1 protein-coding gene is annotated in these 2,018 nt (G+C 69.2%); it reads right to left on the reverse strand.

Annotated elements, in window-relative coordinates; all coding sequences use genetic code 11:
- The coding region (locus tag I55_RS07930) for a GLUG motif-containing protein (protein ID WP_286364292.1) at positions 1–2,008 on the reverse strand (2,008 nt) is incomplete at its 3' end.
- Positions 2,009–2,018: the final 10 nt, after the last annotated feature.

The following is a 2,018-nucleotide window of genomic DNA, read 5'->3' on the forward strand; positions in this document are numbered from 1 at the left end:
CGGCGGTGATGGTCCCCGTGTTGGCACCCGCCAGGCCGCCCACGGGGGTGCCGGCGCTGCCGACCAGGATGCCGCCGATGGCGTAGGCACCGGTCACCTGGCCGGCGTTGGCGCCGACTAGGCCGCCGACATCCACCGCGCCGGCACCGGCGATGATCGTGGCGGCGCCGTAGCCGCCGTTGACGACTCCCGCGGCGGTGACAGTTCCCGCCAGGCCACCGACATACTGCGCGGCACTGGCCGTCGTTATACACCCACCGCCATAACTGGCCGTGACCAGCCCCGCCTCATACCCGACCAAGCCACCCGCGGCCTGCGCCCCGCTGCCCACCTGGACGATGCCGATACCGTCGCTGGCGCTGATGGTGCCGGCGTCATAGCCCACGGCGCCGCCGACGGACTGCGCGCCATCACCGACCATGACCGCGCTGATGGCGTGGCTGTTGGCGACGGTGGCGCTGTTGTAGCCGACGATACCCCCCACGCTCTGGGCCGCCACCGCCGACACGGTGCCGCCCGTGTACGCCGCCGTGATGAGGCCGGCATTCACGCCGGCCACCCCGCCCAGGCGCTGGGCCCCCGATGCCGCCAGAATCGTGCCGTTGGTCTGGACGCCGCTGATGGTGCCGCTGTTCTGCCCGGCGACGAGGCCGACGCCGCTGACGGCACCGACGCTGATCCTGGCGTTCGTCAGCGTCAGGTTGGTGACCGTGCCGGCCGCGCCGATGTCGCTGAACAAGCCGATGTTATCGCTGGCGGCACTGACGATGGTCATGCCGCTGATGCTGTAGCCCCGGCCGTTCAGCGTACCGGTGAAGGCGGTAGGGCTGGCGTTGCCGCCGGCGGACGTGATGCCGATGGGGGCGAAGCCGGTGGCCGTGTTCCACAAGCCCGAGGTCTGCGCCAGCTCCGCCATCGTGATGTTGGCGCCCAGGACGTAGCTTCCGCCCGGATTGGCGCCCATCAATTCAAGCTGGTGGGCGTTGATGATGGTGGTCCGGGCTTCCGCCTTCAGGAAGGGCCGGGTATAGCCGTCCACCATGTACCAGGTGGAGGTGAAGTCGAAGCCGCTGTACGTGGCGGAGGCATAGGCGGCGGTGCCACTGACGCCGGTGGCGGAAAAGGAGCCGGCCGAACTGGTGCCATAGGCGTTCGTCTGGTTGGTGGCGACCGTGTCCCAAAAGCTGGTCAACACCGTGCCGGAGGTCATCCTGCCGACCAGGCCGCCCACGCTGACGCCCGCCGCCGCGGACACCGACCCGCTGGCCCAACTCTGCGCGATCGTGGGGATGACGGTGCCGCTGACGGCGTTCTCGCCCACCAGGCCACCAACGCCGTTGGACAGGGTGCCGGCCCTGACGGCCCCCGTCGCGTAGGCGCCCCGGATCAGGCTGCCATAGTTGCGACCGGCGAGGCCGCCGATATCAGTGCCCGCCGTGCCGGCGATGACCGTGCCGGTGGCATAGCTGCCCAGCACGGACGACGATGTGAGGTTGAATGCCTCCGACGCCCCGACCAAGCCACCGACGTAGAAGGTGGTCCGGCCAACCGACACCGTGCCGGTGGCATAGCTGCCGCTGATGATGCCATTTTGCTGGTGACCGAGCAGCCCGCCGATATACTGCGCCATGGTGCCGACACCCGTGGCCGCCCCGACCGACAGGTTGCCCGTGGCGTAGCTGTCGGCGATGAGCGCGGACGCCGAACCGGCCGTGGTTTGGGAGTTCACCCCGACCAAGCCGCCGAAATACTGATTGCCGGTACCGGTGGCCGTGATCGTTCCGGTAGCGTAACTACCGCTGACGGTGCCTGAGTTGGAGCCGACCAGACCGCCGATGCGCGCTGCGGCACTCGACAGCAGCAGATTGCCGGTGGCGTAGCTGCCCAGGATTGAGCCAAAGGTGTTGACGCCGACCAGGCCGCCGACATATTGCGCGCCGCTGCTGCCGGTGCTGACGCCGCCGGTGGCATAGGAATTGACCAGCGTCATGGTATTGGCGTCGCCCACCAACCCCCCG

The organism is Azospirillum sp. B4 (assembly GCF_000333275.1).
Lineage (GTDB): Bacteria > Pseudomonadota > Alphaproteobacteria > Azospirillales > Azospirillaceae > Nitrospirillum.